17 protein-coding genes are annotated in these 15,701 nt (G+C 68.7%); 9 read left to right on the forward strand and 8 right to left on the reverse strand.

Annotation, left to right across the window (positions count from 1 at the left end):
• Positions 1–25 precede the first annotated feature (25 nt).
• Positions 26–1,858 carry a TonB-dependent receptor plug domain-containing protein gene (locus ACW177_RS01205; RefSeq protein WP_492026852.1) on the forward strand — a complete coding sequence of 611 codons (1,833 nt, stop codon included), beginning with the start codon at positions 26–28 and terminating at the stop codon, positions 1,856–1,858.
• Here the strand turns inward: ACW177_RS01205 and ACW177_RS01210 are convergent.
• The 3 genes from ACW177_RS01210 to ACW177_RS01220 all read right to left on the reverse strand — a co-directional run bounded on the left by ACW177_RS01210 (position 1,842) and on the right by ACW177_RS01220 (position 4,130).
• Positions 1,842–2,759, reverse strand: coding sequence for an aldo/keto reductase (locus ACW177_RS01210; RefSeq protein WP_492026853.1), 918 nt, complete (start codon positions 2,757–2,759; stop codon positions 1,842–1,844). The genes ACW177_RS01205 and ACW177_RS01210 overlap by 17 nt on opposite strands.
• Before the next feature lie 82 nt (positions 2,760–2,841).
• Entirely contained in the window at positions 2,842–3,477 is a 636-nt protein-coding gene (maiA, locus tag ACW177_RS01215; RefSeq protein WP_492026854.1) for a maleylacetoacetate isomerase, read from the reverse strand.
• Entirely contained in the window at positions 3,477–4,130 is a 654-nt protein-coding gene (locus ACW177_RS01220) for a fumarylacetoacetate hydrolase family protein (protein WP_492026855.1), read from the reverse strand. The genes maiA and ACW177_RS01220 overlap by 1 nt, the downstream gene beginning before the upstream one ends.
• Before the next feature lie 147 nt (positions 4,131–4,277).
• Here ACW177_RS01220 and ACW177_RS01225 point away from each other — a divergent pair, with 147 nt between their 5' ends.
• From ACW177_RS01225 to ACW177_RS01235, 3 genes are all read left to right on the forward strand, one after another.
• Complete coding sequence (locus tag ACW177_RS01225; protein WP_492026856.1) at positions 4,278–4,622, forward strand: ElaB/YgaM/YqjD family protein; 345 nt, start codon at positions 4,278–4,280, stop codon at positions 4,620–4,622.
• Positions 4,622–5,035 carry a hypothetical protein gene (locus ACW177_RS01230; RefSeq protein WP_492026857.1) on the forward strand — a complete coding sequence of 138 codons (414 nt, stop codon included), beginning with the start codon at positions 4,622–4,624 and terminating at the stop codon, positions 5,033–5,035. The genes ACW177_RS01225 and ACW177_RS01230 overlap by 1 nt, the downstream gene beginning before the upstream one ends.
• 109 nt (positions 5,036–5,144) lie before the next feature.
• Positions 5,145–5,324 carry a DUF1328 domain-containing protein gene (locus ACW177_RS01235; RefSeq protein WP_295707926.1) on the forward strand — a complete coding sequence of 60 codons (180 nt, stop codon included), beginning with the start codon at positions 5,145–5,147 and terminating at the stop codon, positions 5,322–5,324.
• 94 nt (positions 5,325–5,418) lie between these two features.
• On the opposite strand, the gene ACW177_RS01240 is transcribed toward ACW177_RS01235, so the two are convergent.
• The 3 genes from ACW177_RS01240 to ACW177_RS01250 are packed head-to-tail and all read right to left on the reverse strand — an operon-like array spanning position 5,419 to position 7,546.
• Positions 5,419–6,270: a metallophosphoesterase family protein gene (locus ACW177_RS01240; RefSeq protein ID WP_492026858.1), complete on the reverse strand. Its 852-nt coding sequence runs from the start codon at positions 6,268–6,270 to the stop codon at positions 5,419–5,421.
• Positions 6,270–7,226, reverse strand: a complete 957-nt coding sequence (locus tag ACW177_RS01245) for a diacylglycerol/lipid kinase family protein (RefSeq protein ID WP_492026859.1) — start codon at positions 7,224–7,226, stop codon at positions 6,270–6,272. The genes ACW177_RS01240 and ACW177_RS01245 overlap by 1 nt, the downstream gene beginning before the upstream one ends.
• A gap of 44 nt (positions 7,227–7,270) precedes the next feature.
• Positions 7,271–7,546, reverse strand: a complete 276-nt coding sequence (locus ACW177_RS01250; RefSeq protein ID WP_492026860.1) for a hypothetical protein — start codon at positions 7,544–7,546, stop codon at positions 7,271–7,273.
• 157 nt (positions 7,547–7,703) lie between these two features.
• On the opposite strand from ACW177_RS01250, the gene ACW177_RS01255 reads away from it, so the two are divergent.
• The 3 genes from ACW177_RS01255 (at position 7,704) to ACW177_RS01265 (ending at position 10,861) form a co-directional block, all read left to right on the forward strand.
• The gene (locus ACW177_RS01255; protein WP_492026861.1) at positions 7,704–8,045 is read left to right on the forward strand and encodes a YMGG-like glycine zipper-containing protein; all 342 of its coding nucleotides are present in this window, start codon (positions 7,704–7,706) and stop codon (positions 8,043–8,045) included.
• Between the two features lie 102 nt (positions 8,046–8,147).
• Complete coding sequence (locus ACW177_RS01260) at positions 8,148–8,591, forward strand: OmpA family protein (protein ID WP_492026862.1); 444 nt, start codon at positions 8,148–8,150, stop codon at positions 8,589–8,591.
• Positions 8,592–8,647: 56 nt separating this feature from the next.
• On the forward strand, positions 8,648–10,861 hold the full coding sequence (locus tag ACW177_RS01265; RefSeq protein WP_492026863.1) for a protein-disulfide reductase DsbD family protein: 2,214 nt from the start codon (positions 8,648–8,650) through the stop codon (positions 10,859–10,861).
• On the opposite strand, the gene ACW177_RS01270 is transcribed toward ACW177_RS01265, so the two are convergent.
• Positions 10,858–11,655: an SDR family NAD(P)-dependent oxidoreductase gene (locus tag ACW177_RS01270; protein WP_492026864.1), complete on the reverse strand. Its 798-nt coding sequence runs from the start codon at positions 11,653–11,655 to the stop codon at positions 10,858–10,860. The two genes, ACW177_RS01265 and ACW177_RS01270, sit on opposite strands and share 4 nt — an antisense overlap.
• 7 nt (positions 11,656–11,662) lie before the next feature.
• Positions 11,663–12,133 carry an Rrf2 family transcriptional regulator gene (locus tag ACW177_RS01275; RefSeq protein WP_492026865.1) on the reverse strand — a complete coding sequence of 157 codons (471 nt, stop codon included), beginning with the start codon at positions 12,131–12,133 and terminating at the stop codon, positions 11,663–11,665.
• 167 nt (positions 12,134–12,300) lie between these two features.
• Between ACW177_RS01275 and ACW177_RS01280 the strand changes: the two genes are divergently transcribed.
• Both ACW177_RS01280 and ACW177_RS01285 read left to right on the forward strand, forming a co-directional pair.
• Positions 12,301–14,277, forward strand: coding sequence for a potassium transporter Kup (locus tag ACW177_RS01280; protein ID WP_492026866.1), 1,977 nt, complete (start codon positions 12,301–12,303; stop codon positions 14,275–14,277).
• Positions 14,278–14,324: 47 nt separating this feature from the next.
• Complete coding sequence (locus tag ACW177_RS01285) at positions 14,325–15,662, forward strand: RsmB/NOP family class I SAM-dependent RNA methyltransferase (RefSeq protein ID WP_492026867.1); 1,338 nt, start codon at positions 14,325–14,327, stop codon at positions 15,660–15,662.
• Positions 15,663–15,701 lie beyond the last annotated feature (39 nt).

Consider the following 15,701-nt stretch of genomic DNA (forward strand, 5'->3'; position numbering starts at 1 on the left):
AGCCGAAATCGGGGATTCTCGCTCAATGAAGCGCTCCATACTTCTCTCCACGGCGGCGATGGCCGCCGCCTTCGCCGCGCCCGCCCTGGCGGCCGACGATGCGACGTCGCTGGACGAAGTCGTCGTCACCGCCACCCGCCTGCCCGCCGTCGTCGCCGACACGCCCGGCGCACGCGTCATCGACTCCAAGACTATCGAACAGCGCGGCGCGGTCTTCGCCTCCGACATCCTGTCCGACATCCCCGGCCTGTCGGTGACCCGTTCAGGGGCTTTCGGCGGCGTGGCCCAGGTGCGGATGCGCGGCGCCACGCCCGGCAAGACCCTGGTCCTGGTCGACGGCGCGCCGGTCAATGACGCCTCCGAGGTCAACGGCGCCTATGACTTTTCCGGCTTTGAGTTGGGCGACATCGACCGGATCGAGGTCCTGTCCGGTCCCCAGTCGTCGCTGTGGGGCTCCGACGCCATCGGCGGGGTGATTTCCTTCACCACCAAGGAGATCGACGGCCTGCGCGCCGAGGCCGAGGCCGGCAGCTATGACACCGTGCGCGGCCGACTGGCGGCGGGCGTCGCCAACGAGACCTGGGCCCTGGGCGCCTATGTCTCGCATTTCGACACCGACGGCATCTCTGCGGCGGACGAGGCCGACGGCAACCCCGAGGCTGACGGTTTCACCAACACCACCCTGGGCGTGAAGGGGCGTTACGCCGTCTCCGACACGGTCAAGTTCGACGGCTCGGCCCGCTGGTCCAAGAGCGAGGCGGATCTGGACGGCTATCCCGCCCCGACCTACGCCCTGGCCGACACCGACGACAGCCAGGAGTCCGAACAATGGTCCGGCTTCGGCCGTCTCAGCCTGGCGGCTCTGGGCCTGAGCCATCAGTTCAGCGTCTCGGCCTCAGACATCCAGCGCGACACCTTCAGCGACTATCCCTCGACCTATGAGGCCAACCGCCAAGCCTACCGCTGGCAGGCCGACGGCGCGACCGGCGCCGTGACCTATGCCTTCGGCGCCGAGCGCGAGGAGAGCGAAGGCAGCGTCTCCACCGGCGCGAAACAGGACCTGGGCACGACCTCGGTCTTCGCCACCGGCCGCTACGCCGTCACCGAGGCGCTCAGCGTCACCGGCGGCCTGCGGTTCGACGACACCGACGACTTCGGCTCCAAGACCACGGGCCGCATCTCGGCGGCCTATGATCTGGCCGGCGGCTTCATCCTGTCCGGCGCCTATGGCACCGGCTTCAAGGCGCCGTCGATCAGCCAGGCGGTCTGCGACTTCTGCTATTCGTCGGTCCCCGTCCCCACGCTGAAGCCGGAAACGGCCGACAGCGTCGAGATCGCCCTCGGCTGGGCCTCCGCCGACGGCCGGTTCGATGGTCGCGCCACCCTGTACCGGCTGAATATCGAGGACCAGATCACCTATTTCACCGATCAAGCGACCTACGACAGCTACTACGTCAACATCGCCAAGACCCGTTCCGACGGCATCGAGTTGGAAGGCCGCGCCTTGCTCGGCGGCGGGTTCGACCTGACCCTGGCCTATGCCTGGACCGACGCCGAGGATCGCTCGACCGGCGCCCGCCTGCTGCGCGTGCCCGAACATGCCGGTTCGGCGACCCTGGGCTGGAGCGGTGATCGGCTGTCGGGCGCCCTGACCGTCCGCGCCGAGGGCGATCAGGACGATTCGGGCGGCGTACGCGACAGCTTCGTCACCGCCAATCTGAACGCGGCCTATCAGCTGACGGATCAGGTCGCCCTGACGGCCCGTGTCGAGAACCTGGCCGACGAGCGGTACCAGCAGGTGCTGGGCTACGGCGAGCCCGGTCGCTCCGCCTATGTCGGGTTCAAGCTGCGCTACTGATGCGCACGCGGGCGTCGGCGGCGAAGGCCGCCGGCGCCTCGAGCGCCAGTTCCGACCAGTTCAGATCGGGGCTGGGCGCATGGGCGGCGGCCAGGATGGCGCGCAGCTCTGCGGCCGAGGCGACGCTGGCCACGACCCGATCCACGGCCTTCAGCGAGAAGGCGTAGGCCAGGGCCGCCTGCATCGGGTCGCAGCGCCGTTCCGCCAGGCGCCGCCGCGTGCGCGACAGAACCTGAGCATAGTCCGCCAGGTGCGGCGGCAGGTCGTCCCCGCCGAACAACAGCCCCCCCGCGAACACGGACGCCAGATGAACCTGGGCGCCGACGGCCTTGAGTTCGTCCAGAACCCCCTCCGCAGCCGCGCGCTGATCCAGAAGATTGCACGAGACCTGAACCACATCGGCCTCGAGACGTCGCGCCAGCAGGACGGGGCCATCCTCGATCTTGGCGCAGAAGCCGATGCTGCGGAACAGGCCGCGGGCTTTCAACGATTGCAGACGATCCCACAGGGCGCGGCCTTCGACGCCGGCAAGATCCGCCGCATTGTCGACCAGCAAGGCGTCACCGCGTGGCAGACCCAGTCGCTCCAGCGACCGGCGCGCCCGGGCTTCGACCCGGTCCAGGCCTTCGCTCAGGGATACGGTGCGCACCGTCACCCGGAAGGGCGAGGGAAAGGGCCAGGCCTGGCCGAGCAGGCGTTCACCATCGCCGTTGGGACGGGTCGCGATCATCCGCACGCCGGCGTCGGATCCGGTCTGCAACAGGAAGCGCATCGCGTCTTCGCGCGCGCCGGTCTGGCCGATCATCAAAGAATTGGGCGGGCGCTGAGGCTCGGTCACCACGGCAAGAGCCAGGCGATCTATAGGCGAGGGCGCCGAAGGGGTGGCGGGGGAATGCGTCACATTCCTATCTTGCCCTCCAATACTTAAGGGAGGCTGAGCAAGACGTTACGCGAACCTTACTTAAACACCGCCGATATCGAGGTCAGGCGTCGGCGTCCGGCTGGCGGTCAGGGTCGGCGGCCTGGAAGGCGGGGCGCGCCAGAGCGCGGGATTCCACGGCCAGAAGCCCCGGCCAGGGCTCCAGATCCATATTGAATCGCCGCGCCGAATAGAGCTGCGGAATCAGATAGCAATCGACCAGGCCGGGCGCGTCGCCGAAACTCCAGCCGTTCCCGTGGCGCGCCACCAGCGTCTCCAGCGCCGTGAAGCCTGGTGCAATCCACCGCGCGGCCCAGGCGTCGACGGTCGCCTGATCGGCGCCGAAGTCCCCGCGCAAGGACTTCAGAACCCGCAGATTGTTCAGCGGATGAATATCGCACCCGATCAGCGCCGCCATGGCCCGCACATGGGCGCGGTCCGTCGTCCCCTTCGGCAGGAGGGCCGGTTCTGGATGGATCTCCTCCAGCCATTCCAGTATGGCGGGGCTCTGGGCGACGACCAGGTCGCCGTCCTGAAGCGCGGGCACCATGCCTTGCGGGTTCAGCGCCAGATAATCGGCCGCCTTCTGGGCCCCCTGGCGCAGATCATGCGCCGCCGTCTCATAGGCCAGGCCCTTCAGCCCCAGGGCGATGCGGACCCGGTAGCTGGCGCCTGACCGCCAATAGCCGTGCAGGATCATCAGACCATCTCGAAGCTGAGGGGCTCCAGCCCGTCGATCGTCACCACCACCCGATCCCCACGCACCAGCGGGCCGACGCCCGACGGCGTGCCGGTGAAGATCAGGTCGCCGGCCTGAAGCGACCACAGCTTTCCGGCCTCCTCAATGATCCGGTCGGGGTTCAGGATCATGTCATCCAGGGTGCTGGACTGTTTCGTCTCTCCATTGACGGTCAGGGCGATGACCCCCGCCGGATTCGGCAGGGCGCCCAGGGTCAGGGCGCCGCAGGGGGCCGACTGGTCGAACCCCTTGGCCGCATCCCACGGACGCCCGGCCGTCCTCGCCTCGGCCTGAAGATCGCGACGGGTCAGGTCGCAGCCGACGGCCCAGCCCACGATTCCGCCGTCCTCGCCGATGGCGGCCACCAGCTCCGCCTCGAAATGCAGATTGGCCGTCGCGGACGGATAGGCCGGATCGGCGCCGTCCGACACCAGGGCGTCGCCGGGCTTGGAAAAGAAGAAGGGCGACTGCTTGTCCGGGTCGGACCCCATCTCGCGCGCATGGGCGGCGTAGTTCTGGCCCACGCACAGGATGCGGCGAACCGGGAACCGCCGGTCGTCGCCGGTAATCGGCAGGCTGGGGACGGGACGGGGGGCGAACAGGAAGTCGGTCATGGCCCCAGTCTAGATCGACGGGCCGCCACTGGCGAGGCCGACGAAGCGCGGTCGTCGATTGGATCGACGGGAACTTCGCCCCCGGTGTAGCGTTCGCAAACGGGGTCCCCTATTCTATTGCCAAGCTTGAAAACCGGAGCGCGCACCATGGCCACCACCAAGGCTAGAGAAGACATCAAGGCCGACCTGAAGACCCTCAAGGAGGATCTGAAGACCGGCGCCCGCGAAGAAACCCAGCGCCTGCGCGAGAAGGCCGAAGAGGCCGAGGCCAAGCTGCGCGCCAAGGGCGAGGAAGTGCGCGAACAGGCGCGCGGCTATTACGACACCGCCCGGGTGCGCGGCCGCGAGTATTATGACGACGCCGCCGAACGTCTGGACGAGGCCCAGCGCTATATCGTCGAGCGCGTCCAGGAGCGTCCGGTCCAGTCCACCGCCATCGCCCTGGGCGTCGGCATCGTCCTAGGCATGCTTCTGGCCGGCCGCCGTCGCTGATGTTCAAGGGCATCGTCAAACGGATCGTGGCGACCAGCGTGGTCGCCGCCAGCGCCTTCCTGGCCGTGGTCTTCCTCGGCATCGCGATATTCCATGCGATCAGCCTGATGACCACGCCCCTGGGCGCAGCGGCCATCACCTTCGGCCTGTTCTCTCTGGTCGCCCTGGTCGTCGCCTTGATCTTCCTGAAGGGCGACAGTCATGACGATGAGGACGAAGAGGATGCGCCCGACGGTCTGGTCGGCAAGCTGATCCACATCGTGCGCGAACGGCCGATCATCGGGGCGGTCGGCGGCCTGGGCGCCGCCTTCCTCCTGCTGCGCAATCCGGCCCTCGCCGCCATCGTCGCCAGCATGGTGGCCGACCGCAAAATGGACCAAGGCGGCTATAGCAAGCGTCGCCGCCGACGCTGAGCTTTCTGCGAACGCGACGGAACGCCGCGCGGTCGCAAACGTTGATCTGCCGACGGACGAACGGTCGAAAGGCCGCCGTCGGCAACATCAACGCAGGAGAGCTAAACCCATGATGCGCTGGGCAATTATCTTCCTGGTCGTGGCCTTGATCGCAGCCGTTCTCGGCTTCGGCGGCATCGCGAACTTCTCGTTCGAGATCGCCAAATTCATCGCTGTGATCGCTATCATCCTGTTCGTCATCGCCCTTGTGGCCGGCGGACTACGCGGGCGCGGCTCCCCTCGATTGTAACGGGCGCCGAACCGACAAGACGAAAGGGCCGGAACACGAGTTCCGGCCCTTTATTCATGCCCGCTGGATCTGCACCTGTTCCGGCCGGCGAACCTCAGACGGCCGCCTTCTCCAGCGTGCCGGGCGCGTTCGGATCCGGCGCCGTCGCGGCCTTGCGAGTGTCCTGACGGCGCGGCAGGCGCCAGATCTGTTGCGAACTATAGGCGTGGCCGTCCCAGGCCAGGGCGGTGACGGTGATGGTCTTGTCGTCCCAGTCCACCTGGTTGAAACCGGGCGGGGAGCCTCGCTCGCGATGCGACAGGGTTCCACAGCCCACGGCGTAGGAACACCGGTCCGCCAGATCGATCGCCAGGGCGAAGGGCACATGGACATGGCCCGTCATGATCAGATCCACCCCCGCCTCCGCGAAAATCAGCGCGGCCTCGTCGCCGCGCTTGACCTCTCCGGTCATCGGCGCGCCGATCATCTCGATCAGAGGGTGATGACAGGCCAGGATGCGCAGGGCGCCGATCGGGGCCTGACGCAGGGCCTCGGCCGCGCGTCGGGTCTGATCCAGATCGATGACCCCCTTGGACCAGTTGGGCCGCGCCTGCCAGCCGCGCGCGGTGACGACGCCACGCACCATCACCGTATCATTGCAGAACTGGCCGTCGTGGGCCGGGAATCCCGTCGCCGTCTCGAACGCCCGCCACGGATGGAACAGCCGGGCGACGGGGCTCCAATAGGGGACGTCGTGGTTGCCGACGATGACGAAACGCGGCTCGGGCATGGCCCGCATCCATTCGCCCGCTGCCCGGAACTCGGCCGGATAACCCTTCTGGGTGATGTCGCCGGTGATCAGCACCAGGTCGTTGGTCGTGGCGTGGGCGTATTCCAGAGCCGCCGCCACCGCCCCCTTGTGCTCGCAGCCGAAATGGACGTCGGAAAACTGAAGAACCCGCCCCATTACAGACTGTCCTCGGCCGCCGACGGTCGAGGGGCTAGGGCGCGGAACGCCTTGGGTATGAATCGCACCGTGGCCTCGGATTTCAGCAGGATGGGTTCGCCGTCTATCACGGCCGGAATGCGCGAGCGGGCACGGACGTCGATCCGTTTGGCGGCGCGGGTCGAGACAGCCGGATCGTGACGCCAGTCGCTGAACAGGGCGTTGGCCGCCAGACGGAAGGCCTGGCTGGCGTCGGACGGATCCATCGCGGCGGCCTCAAGCCCGTTCGGCTCCTCCATGGCCTTTGAGATCATCGGGCTGATCAGCACCAGGGCCTCGGCCCGGCGTCGGGCCCCGCCGTCCAGGCTGAACCTCAACCGACCGGTGAAAGCCCGTTTCAGCGCCCGCCGCGCATAGGCCCAGGCCAGTTTGACCTTGCCGGTCCGCATCGCCTCGCGCGCCGGCGCCCACAGGGCCGGCGATCCCAGTATGGCGGCGCAATAGAAATATTCGCCCTCGACCTCCCCCCCCGAAACCACTTGCGGCTCCCCCTCTTCCAGGGCGCGGCGCAGCGCCAGCTTCCAGTCCCCCGTACCGTACAGGGCCTTAGGCAGCATGTTCATCGTCCCGCCCGGCAGGGGGGCGATCATCGGGCCGTCAGGCCTGGCTTTCGACGCCACCGACCGCGCCGTACCGTCGCCGGCCAGAACGAAGATGACGTCCGCCGACGCCGCAAAAGCCTCAGCTATGGCCTGATCGAAATGGCCGCCTTCCAGCACCACGACCTGGGTCTCCAGATCATAGTCGGCCAGCACCGCCTCAGCCTCTGCGGCGGCGCCCGGCCCGACGCTGCCGGACAAGGGATTGACCAGCATGACCACCCGCTTCAATGGCGCATGGGGCGTCAGGGCGCGCAAAGGCGCGCCCTGCGGTTGGCCGATGTCGGCCTCGGGTTCGGGACTTACGATATCGGTCATGGCGCCCGAACGTTCGGCGCGCGCGGCCGTTCCCTAAAGCTTGGCTATTGCTTCAGTTCGTCGCGGGCGGCCGCAGCGCTGGGTTCTGCTTCAGGGCTGCGCCCCGCCAGCGTCTGGGCGCCGGTCCAGCCCGCAGCGATCCAGCCGTCCACCATCCGACCGGCCGCCTCGACGGACCGCTCCTTGATCGACAGAACCAGCGTCAGGGCGCCGATCAGGGCCAATAGAGTCACCAGCACATTGATCAATGGGGCGGCCGAGGCCTTCTTCTTCTTGCGCCGCGTCCACAGCGGACCTTCGGCGCCGTCGATAGCGCGCACCCTCTTAGAAAATCGCATCATTCCCCCCACTGACTTTTGTCGGGCCAGGCCCAGGATCGAAGCTTAACGCTTTCTACAGAACGACGATAGACACGGGAACCTGAACCGCTTTCCAGCGTTCTCGCCTTCGGGGCGAACCCAGATAAAGGATTTCATCATGAACAAGGCCATCATCGCGATCGCCGGGGCCGGCCTTCTGGCCTCGGCCTGCGCCAGCGACCCTTACGGCAATTCGAACCAGACGGTTCGCCAGGGCGCCATCGGCGCCGGCCTCGGGGCCGTCGCCGGCGCTGTCATCGGCAATAATGTCGGCAGCGGCAATGCGGCCACCGGCGCCCTGATCGGCGGCGCCCTGGGCGGCGTAGCCGGCGCCGTCCGCGGCTCTGCTCAGGACCGCAACAACCAGCAGCGTTACAGCGACAGCCAGGGTCGCACCTACTACTGCTACGATAATCGCCAGGACGAATGCTACTGGGACAACGGCCAGCGCCGGTACTGATCGGCCAAGGGCGGCGGGCTGTTTCTGTCGCACTGATCGGGTTTCAGAAGGGCGGTTCGTCGTGGACGGGCCGCCCTTTCTTTTGATGGGAATGGGATGGGCATGAAGAGTTTTGGAATGGCGGTCCTGGCCGGGGCGCTGGCGCTCGGGGCCTGCGCGACCCCGATGCGACGCGATGAGATCGTGACCAGCGGCTCGCCGTGTATGCCGGTGCGGTTCGACATCTATTTCCGCGAAAACGAGGCTCGGCTGACCGATGCGGCCGGCCAGGCCATAGCGGCGGCGGCCGGGGTGTTGCAGACCTGCGAGGTGCGCAGCGTGCAGGTGCTCGGCCTGGCGGACGCGACCGGCGCCAGCGAGGCCAATCTGAGCCTGTCGCAACGGCGCGCGCGAACAGTGGCCCAGGCCCTGACGGCGGCGGGCCTGCCGGCCCCGGTCTTTGATGTCACGGCGGCGGGCGACGCGGGCGCGACCACGGCGGGCGGGGCGGCCGAGCCCCTGCGTCGGCGTACCGAGGTCGTGGTGGACGCCCATCCCCGGCGTTAAGGCCGCGCCGTTAAGATGCGCTGACAGGCCCGACTTCAGGGCCTAAAAGCACGGCCATGCGCGCCATCGCCCCTCTGTTCGCCCTCTGCCTTCTGGTCCTGTCGGGCGGCGCTGTCCCGGCGACGGCCCAGCCGGTCAGCCGCCCGGCCCCGTCAGCGGCGTCCGTCCCGGTGGGACCGCAGCAGGCTGACAATATCGAGGCCGAACTGGTCCCCCTGTCGCAATGGGCGGCGCCGGGATCGACCGTCGTCGTCGCGGTGCGCCAGAAGATCGCGCCCGGGTGGCACACCTATTGGCGCAATCCCGGCGACTCCGGCGGACCCACCACCATCGACTGGCGCCTGCCGCCAGGAGTGAAGGCCGGCGAGATCGTCTGGCCCCTGCCCATCCGCCAGCGGCTGATGAGCCTGGTCAACTACGGCTATTCCGGCGAAGTCTATCTGCCCGTGCCGATCGAGGTTCCGGCCTCGGCCCGGCCCGGAACCGCCTTACCCCTGACCGCCGACGTCCTGTTCCTGGTGTGCAGCGACCAGATGTGCGTGCCGGTGCAGATGAGCCTGCGCCTGGACCTGCCGATCCGCGAAGGCGCCCCGCCGCTGAACCCCGATCACGGCGCCGCCCTCGAGGCCGTGCTGGCGGCCGCGCCGCGTCCGGCCGGGATCGAGGCCCGTGCGACCCTGGCCGACGGCGTTCTGATCCTATCCGCGACAGGCGGTCCCCTCGGCGCGGCCCTGGCGGACGGCGAACCGACCCAGGCGGTCTTCTATCCATTCGAAGGCGGCGTCATCGACCACGCCGCCGCCCAGTCTGGGCAGACCGGACCGAATGGTCTGAGCCTGAGCCTGACGCCGAACGGCGACCTCGCCGCCAAGGGTTTGACCGGCCCGATCTCCGGCGTCCTGGCCACCGACGCCGGCGCCTGGGAGATCACGGCCCGCCCCGGCCCGGCTCTGGCGGGAATCACGGGCGGCCGCGCGCTGTCGGGAGAGGTAGAGACCCCCGCTCCTGCCAAGACCGGCCCAGTCCTGATCCTGCAATCGGCCCTGTTCGCCCTGGTCGGCGGTCTGATCCTGAACCTGATGCCCTGCGTCTTCCCCATTCTGGCGATGAAGGCGGCGTCCCTGGCGGCCTCGGCCCACGACGCCAAGACGGCCCGCCGCGACGGCCTGTTGTTCATGGCCGGGGTGCTGGCCAGTTTCCTGGTCCTGGCCGTCGTCCTTCTGGCCCTGCGCGCGGGCGGCGAGGCCATAGGCTGGGGCTTCCAGCTCCAGTCCCCGGCGGTAATCGCCGGCCTGGCCCTGCTGATGCTGGCGGTCGGACTGAACCTGTCGGGCGTCTTCCATGTGGGGGCCGGGATCCAAGGCGCCGGCGCCGGTCCCCTGTCGCGCCTGCCGGGCGGAGCGGGCGCCTTCTTCACAGGCGTTCTGGCGGTGGTCGTCGCCGCCCCCTGCACCGCCCCCTTCATGGCCGCCGCCCTGGGCGCGGCCCTGGTCATGCCCTGGCCCGCCGCCCTGCTGGTCTTTCTGATGCTGGGTCTGGGTCTGGGCCTGCCCTATCTGGCCGTCAGCCTCTCGCCCGGCCTGCTGCGGCGTTTTCCCCGCCCCGGCCCCTGGATGGAGCGGCTGAAGGGCCTGCTGGCCTTCCCCATGTATGGCGCGGCGCTTTGGCTGGTCTGGGTCTTTGCGCGTCAGGCCGGAGCGGAAGCTCTCGGGCTGTTCCTCGTCGCCGCCCTGATGCTGGCGTTCTGTCTGTGGCTGGCGGGTGTAAACCAGGCGCGCCGGGCGGAAGGCGGGACCGCCGTCGTCAGCACCGTAGCGGCCTTCCTCGCCGTCTTCTTCACCCTGTGCTTCGCCGGTTTAGCCGCCAGCCGCGCGGAAGCCCCGGTGACGGCGCCAGACTCCAGCCCCCTGGCCGCCGTTCCCTGGTCGGCCGAGGCCATCGACGCCGCCCAGGCCCAGGGCCGTCCGGTCCTGGTCAATTTCACCGCCGACTGGTGCGTCACCTGCAAGATCAACGAGCGCGCCGCCCTGTCCTCGCCCCGCGTCGCCGAGGCCTTGCAGGCGGCGAACGCCGTCTATCTGGTCGGGGACTGGACCCGCCGCGACGACGCCATCACCCGCGAACTGGAACGTCACGGCCGATCGGGCGTGCCCCTTTATCTGCTCTATCCGGCGTCGGGCGGCGAACCCCGCATCCTGCCGCAACTATTGACCGAAGGCGTGGTGACCGAGGCCCTGCAGACCGCCCGGACGCCCAATCCGGCCCCCTAAAGCCGGTCCAGCCGCTTGGCGTGGTTGGCCACCATCCGCAGCGCCAGCCCATCGGGCAGGAACCGCGCCAGACCGGCCATGATGTTGTTCATCACCCCCGGCGTCACGCTGGCCCGGTTCGCCTCGCAGGCCTGATAACCGATGCGGGCGACGCGGGCGGCGTCCATCCACATCCAGGCCGGATAGGCGCGCGACACCTGATCGCGTGAACCATTGACGTCGTGGAACTCGGTCAGGGTGTAGCCGGGGTTCAGCACCGTGACATGGACCCCGGTCCCCAGGGTCTCCAGATACAGGCCCTGCGACGCCTTGATCAGGAAGCTCTTGATCGGCCCATACAGGGTGTCGCCCCCGGTCGCCGGCATCTGACCCGCCAAGGAGGCCACGTTCAGCACCCGGCCGAAGCCCCGCTCGACCATGCCGGGCAGGACCAGACGCGACAGTTCCACCGGCGCCGTCAACATGACCTGGATCATGGCCCGATGAGCGCTCAGCTCGGTTTCGAGGAAGCCCGTCACACGGCTGAAGCCCGCATTGTTGATCAGCCCGTCAACCATCAGGCCCCGCGCCGCAATGGATGAAATCAACCGTTCAGGCGCGGCGGGGTCGGACAGATCCTCGGGGATCACAGTCGCAGTCACGCCGTGGGCGGCGACCAATTCATCGGCCAGGGCCTGAAGCGGCCCTTCACGCCGGGCGGTCAGGATCAGGTTCCAGCCGTTCGCCGCATAAGTCCGGGCCAGGGCCGCGCCTATGCCGGCCGAGGCGCCGGTGACGAGAACGGTCCGGCTCATCCGCCCCTCAGGCCGCGACGGGGCAGGACTTGTGCGGCGTAAAGGCCGCCAGCGAAACGGGATTTTCGGCCAGCAGATCGGCGATGGTGATCTTCGACAGGGCCTCGGTCGCGGCCTCGTCCGCGGCGGTCAGGGCCTTGGCCACCTGGCGCGGTATATGTTCGCTGATCGGGCAGCCCTTGGCGCCGGCGGGAGGCGAGCCGATGTGGGCGCAACCGTTGACGGCCCTCAGCACCTCGTCCAGGCGGATGTCTTCGGGCTGGCGCAGCAGCCACGAACCGCCGGCGGCGCCGGGGCGGGTGGCGATCAGTCCGGCCTTGGCCAGAAGGGCCGTGACCCGACGCACGACGACGGGATTGGTCGGGATCGACGAGGCCAGCACGCCGCTGGGCGCCGCCTGGGCAGGCGAAAACGCCCCCTTGTGGGCCATATAGGCCAGGGCGTGGGCGGCGACGGGAAAGCGCTGGCTGTCTGACATGTTTGTGTTCCTGCACGTAAAATAGGCGTTCGGAAGCCGAATCACAAATCCTGCGCCCCGCTACGAAGGCGAATCCCGCGCACCACGATTGAAGCGGGCGCGGAATGAGCCTAAAGGCTCGCCGCTTTGAAGGGCTCGACCTGTCGTCGGAGACCCGGAGGATACGCATGGCCGGGGATACTCCCCACGACGCGGGCGCTCTCCCCGCCGCGTCGAACACGCCGGACAAACCCACCCACGCTACGGGACCCGAGTCCCACGCCCCAGGGGGCCAGATCGCCAAGCACGGCGGCTTCTGGGCCCTGACCCTGGGCGCGATCGGCGTGGTGTTCGGCGACATCGGCACCAGCCCGCTCTACGCCCTGCGCGAGGCCATCGCCCATGCCCAGTCGGGCGTCGGCGGGGACTTGGCCGTGATCGGCGTCGTCTCCCTGGCCTTCTGGGCCCTGATGGTCGTCGTGACCTTCAAATATGTCTTCTTCCTGATGCGGGCGGACAACAAGGGCGAGGGCGGCACCCTGTCGCTGATGGCCCTGGCCCAGTTCGCGGTCGGTCGACGCAGCGCCTGGATCTTCATCCTGGGCGTCTGCGGCGCGGCCCTCTTCTACGGCGACGGCATCATCACGCCCGCGATCTCGGTGCTCTCGGCCGTCGAGGGCTTGCAGGACGCGCCGGGCCTCAGCGGTCGGCTCGACTCCTTCATCGTCCCCATCTCGGCGGGCATCCTGATCGCCCTGTTCCTGGTCCAGTCGCGCGGCACCGCCAGCCTGGCCAAATATTTCGGCCCGATCACCGCCGTCTGGTTCCTCTGCCTGGGGGCGCTGGGCCTATACCATATCTTCGACGACATCAGCGTGCTGCGCGCCCTGTCGCCCCACTACGGCGTCATGCTGCTGATCAACGACGGCTTCCTGGGCTTCATCATCCTGGGCAGCGTCTTCCTGGCCGTGACGGGGGCTGAGGCCCTGTATGCGGACATGGGTCATTTCGGAAAGGCGCCGATCCGCATGGGCTGGCTGGCATTCGTCCTGCCCTGCCTGACCCTGAACTATCTGGGCCAGGGCGCCCTGATCCTGGACAATCCCGGCGCGGCCGAAAACCCGTTCTGGAACATGGTGCCCCAGTTCGCCTACTGGCCCATGCTGGTCCTGGCGACCGCCGCCACCGTCATCGCCTCCCAGGCCGTGATCACCGGCGCCTTCTCGGTCACGCAACAGGCGGTCCAGCTGGGCCTGCTGCCGCGCATCGACATCCGCAACACCTCCGAGACCCAGGCCGGCCAGATCTTCGTGCCGGCGGTCAATACCTTCCTGATGGTCGGGGTCCTGGTGCTGCTGGTCGTGTTCCAGAGCTCGCACAACCTGACCGCCGCCTATGGGGTGGCCGTGACGGGGACCATGCTGGTCAATACGCTGATGGCCTATTCGGTGATCCGTAAAGGCTGGAAATGGCCGATGTGGGCCGTGGCCGGAACGCTTGTTCCGTTCGCCTTCATCGACAGCGTCTTCCTGACCTCCAACCTGCTGAAGATCCCCGACGGGGCCTGGATGCCCCTGGTGCTGGGGGCCTGTCTGGTCCTGATCATGTGGACCTGGGTGCGCGGCACCCAGATCCTGACCACCAAGACCCGCAAGGACAGCCTGCCGCTGAACGATCTGATCGAGATGCTTCAGGCCCGGCCGCCGCACCGCGCGCCCGGCACGGCCATCTTCCTGACCAGCGATCCGGACGTGGCGCCCGTGGCCCTGATGCACAACCTCAAGCATAACAAGGTGTTGCATGAGAAGAACGTCATCCTGACCGTGCGCACCTCCGAGCGGCCGCGCGTCAAGGAAGCCGACCGGGTGCGGATGGAGCCGATCAATGACGACTTCAAGAAGCTGACCATCACCTACGGCTTCATGGAGACGCCGAACGTGCCCCGGGCCCTGGGCCTGTGCCGCAAACAGGGGCTGAAGTTCGACATCATGTCGACCAGCTTCTTCCTGGGCCGCCGTTCGCTGATCCCGTCGGCGCGCCAGGGCATGCCCCTGTGGCAGGACCGGCTGTTCATCTTCCTGATGCGCAACGCCGCCAACCCGACCGACTTCTTCCATATCCCGCCCGGCCGCGTGGTCGAGCTGGGCGCGCAGGTGGCCGTATGAGTTCCGAAGGACGGGGTGGTCACAGCTCTCAGGCGCGCGGTCGCCGCATGGCCACCAAGGGCCGGCCCCGCCCGGCTCCAGCAGAGGTGGCGCAGGCCCCGTCGCAGGACGACATCGGCGTCGAGGCCCGCGTCGTCGCCGGCATTCTGCTGAACGCGGCGCTTGAGAAGCGCAACGGTCTGGACGAGGCCCTGTCCCAGCCGGCCGCCCGCGCGCTGGAGGCCGTGGACCGCGCCTTCGCCCGCGCGGTGGCCATGGCGGCTCTGCGTCGCCTGGGCGAGATCGACCAGATCCTGAACCGGCGCCTGCAAAAGTCGCCGCCCGAGGCCGTCCGCACCCTGATGCGCATCGCCCTGGCCCAGACCCTGGTGCTGGAGACACCCGCCTTCGCCGCCGTCTCCACCGCCGTGAAACTGGCCGAGCGCGATCCCAAGACCCGGCCCTACAAGAACCTGGTCAACGCCGTGCTGCGCGGCGTGGGCCGCGACGGCCCCGGCCTGACCACGGCCGAGAGCAATCTGCCCGACTGGATCGCCGCCCGCTGGAAGGCGACCTATGGCGAGGCGGCGCTGACCGGCCTGGCCCTGGCCGCCCGCGAGGAGCCGGCGACGGATCTCAGCCTCAAGCCCGGCGTCGATCCCGCCGCCGTGGCCGCCGCCGTCGAGGGCGAAGCTCTGGCCGGCGGAACCGTCCGGACGGGCCGGCGCGGCGACGTGGCGACCTGGCCCGGTTTCGACGACGGCGACTGGTGGGTTCAAGACGCCGCGGCCGCCGTCCCCGGCCGTCTGCTGGACGTCAAACCCGGCGAGACCGCCCTGGACATGTGCGCCGCGCCCGGCGGCAAGACCCTGCAACTGGCCGCCGCCGGCGCCTCGGTGGTCGCCCTGGACCGCTCGGCCCCGCGCCTGAAACGCCTGAGCCAGAACCTGGAGCGCACCGGCCTGACCGCCGAGGTGATCGCCGTACCCGCCGAGGACTGGGACGACGACCGCAGCTTTGACGCCGTGCTGCTGGACGCCCCCTGCACTGCGACGGGCACCTTCCGCCGCAATCCGGAAGTCCTGCGCGCCACCAAGCCGGCCGAGGTCGCCAAACTGGCCGACGTCCAGCACCGGCTGCTCGACGTCGCCGCCGAACGGGTCAAACCGGGCGGCCGGATGGTCTATTGCACCTGCTCGCTGGAGCGCGAGGAGGGCGAGACCCAGATGATCGCCTTCCTGCGCCGCAACCCCGGCTTCCGCACCGTCGCCGCCGATCCCGCCGCCCTGGGCGCCCCGCTGGAAGCCCTGACGCCCGAAGGCTGGCTGCGCATCCTGCCCTCCATGTGGGCCGAACACGGCGGCCTGGACGGCTTCTTCGCCGCCAAGCTGGAACGGGTTTCCTGACGTCCAGCGCCTTGCCCCAGCGGGCAAGCCGTCCTATCC

The sequence above is a fragment of the Brevundimonas sp. AVps23W genome (genome assembly GCF_058681395.1).

What these genes read in the sequence shown, in the direction of transcription:
- ACW177_RS01205 (WP_492026852.1), top strand. Translation starts at nt 26, where the DNA reads ATGAAGCGCTCCATACTTCTCTCCACGGCGGCGATGGCCGCCGCCTTC.
- maiA (WP_492026854.1), bottom strand. Translation starts at nt 3,477, where the DNA reads ATGATCCTGCACGGCTATTGGCGGTCAGGCGCCAGCTACCGGGTCCGC.
- ACW177_RS01220 (WP_492026855.1), bottom strand. Translation starts at nt 4,130, where the DNA reads ATGACCGACTTCCTGTTCGCCCCCCGTCCCGTCCCCAGCCTGCCGATT.
- ACW177_RS01225 (WP_492026856.1), top strand. Translation starts at nt 4,278, where the DNA reads ATGGCCACCACCAAGGCTAGAGAAGACATCAAGGCCGACCTGAAGACC.
- ACW177_RS01230 (WP_492026857.1), top strand. Translation starts at nt 4,622, where the DNA reads ATGTTCAAGGGCATCGTCAAACGGATCGTGGCGACCAGCGTGGTCGCC.
- ACW177_RS01235 (WP_295707926.1), top strand. Translation starts at nt 5,145, where the DNA reads ATGATGCGCTGGGCAATTATCTTCCTGGTCGTGGCCTTGATCGCAGCC.
- ACW177_RS01240 (WP_492026858.1), bottom strand. Translation starts at nt 6,270, where the DNA reads ATGGGGCGGGTTCTTCAGTTTTCCGACGTCCATTTCGGCTGCGAGCAC.
- ACW177_RS01245 (WP_492026859.1), bottom strand. Translation starts at nt 7,226, where the DNA reads ATGACCGATATCGTAAGTCCCGAACCCGAGGCCGACATCGGCCAACCG.
- ACW177_RS01255 (WP_492026861.1), top strand. Translation starts at nt 7,704, where the DNA reads ATGAACAAGGCCATCATCGCGATCGCCGGGGCCGGCCTTCTGGCCTCG.
- ACW177_RS01260 (WP_492026862.1), top strand. Translation starts at nt 8,148, where the DNA reads ATGAAGAGTTTTGGAATGGCGGTCCTGGCCGGGGCGCTGGCGCTCGGG.
- ACW177_RS01265 (WP_492026863.1), top strand. Translation starts at nt 8,648, where the DNA reads ATGCGCGCCATCGCCCCTCTGTTCGCCCTCTGCCTTCTGGTCCTGTCG.
- ACW177_RS01270 (WP_492026864.1), bottom strand. Translation starts at nt 11,655, where the DNA reads ATGAGCCGGACCGTTCTCGTCACCGGCGCCTCGGCCGGCATAGGCGCG.
- ACW177_RS01275 (WP_492026865.1), bottom strand. Translation starts at nt 12,133, where the DNA reads ATGTCAGACAGCCAGCGCTTTCCCGTCGCCGCCCACGCCCTGGCCTAT.
- ACW177_RS01280 (WP_492026866.1), top strand. Translation starts at nt 12,301, where the DNA reads ATGGCCGGGGATACTCCCCACGACGCGGGCGCTCTCCCCGCCGCGTCG.
- ACW177_RS01285 (WP_492026867.1), top strand. Translation starts at nt 14,325, where the DNA reads ATGGCCACCAAGGGCCGGCCCCGCCCGGCTCCAGCAGAGGTGGCGCAG.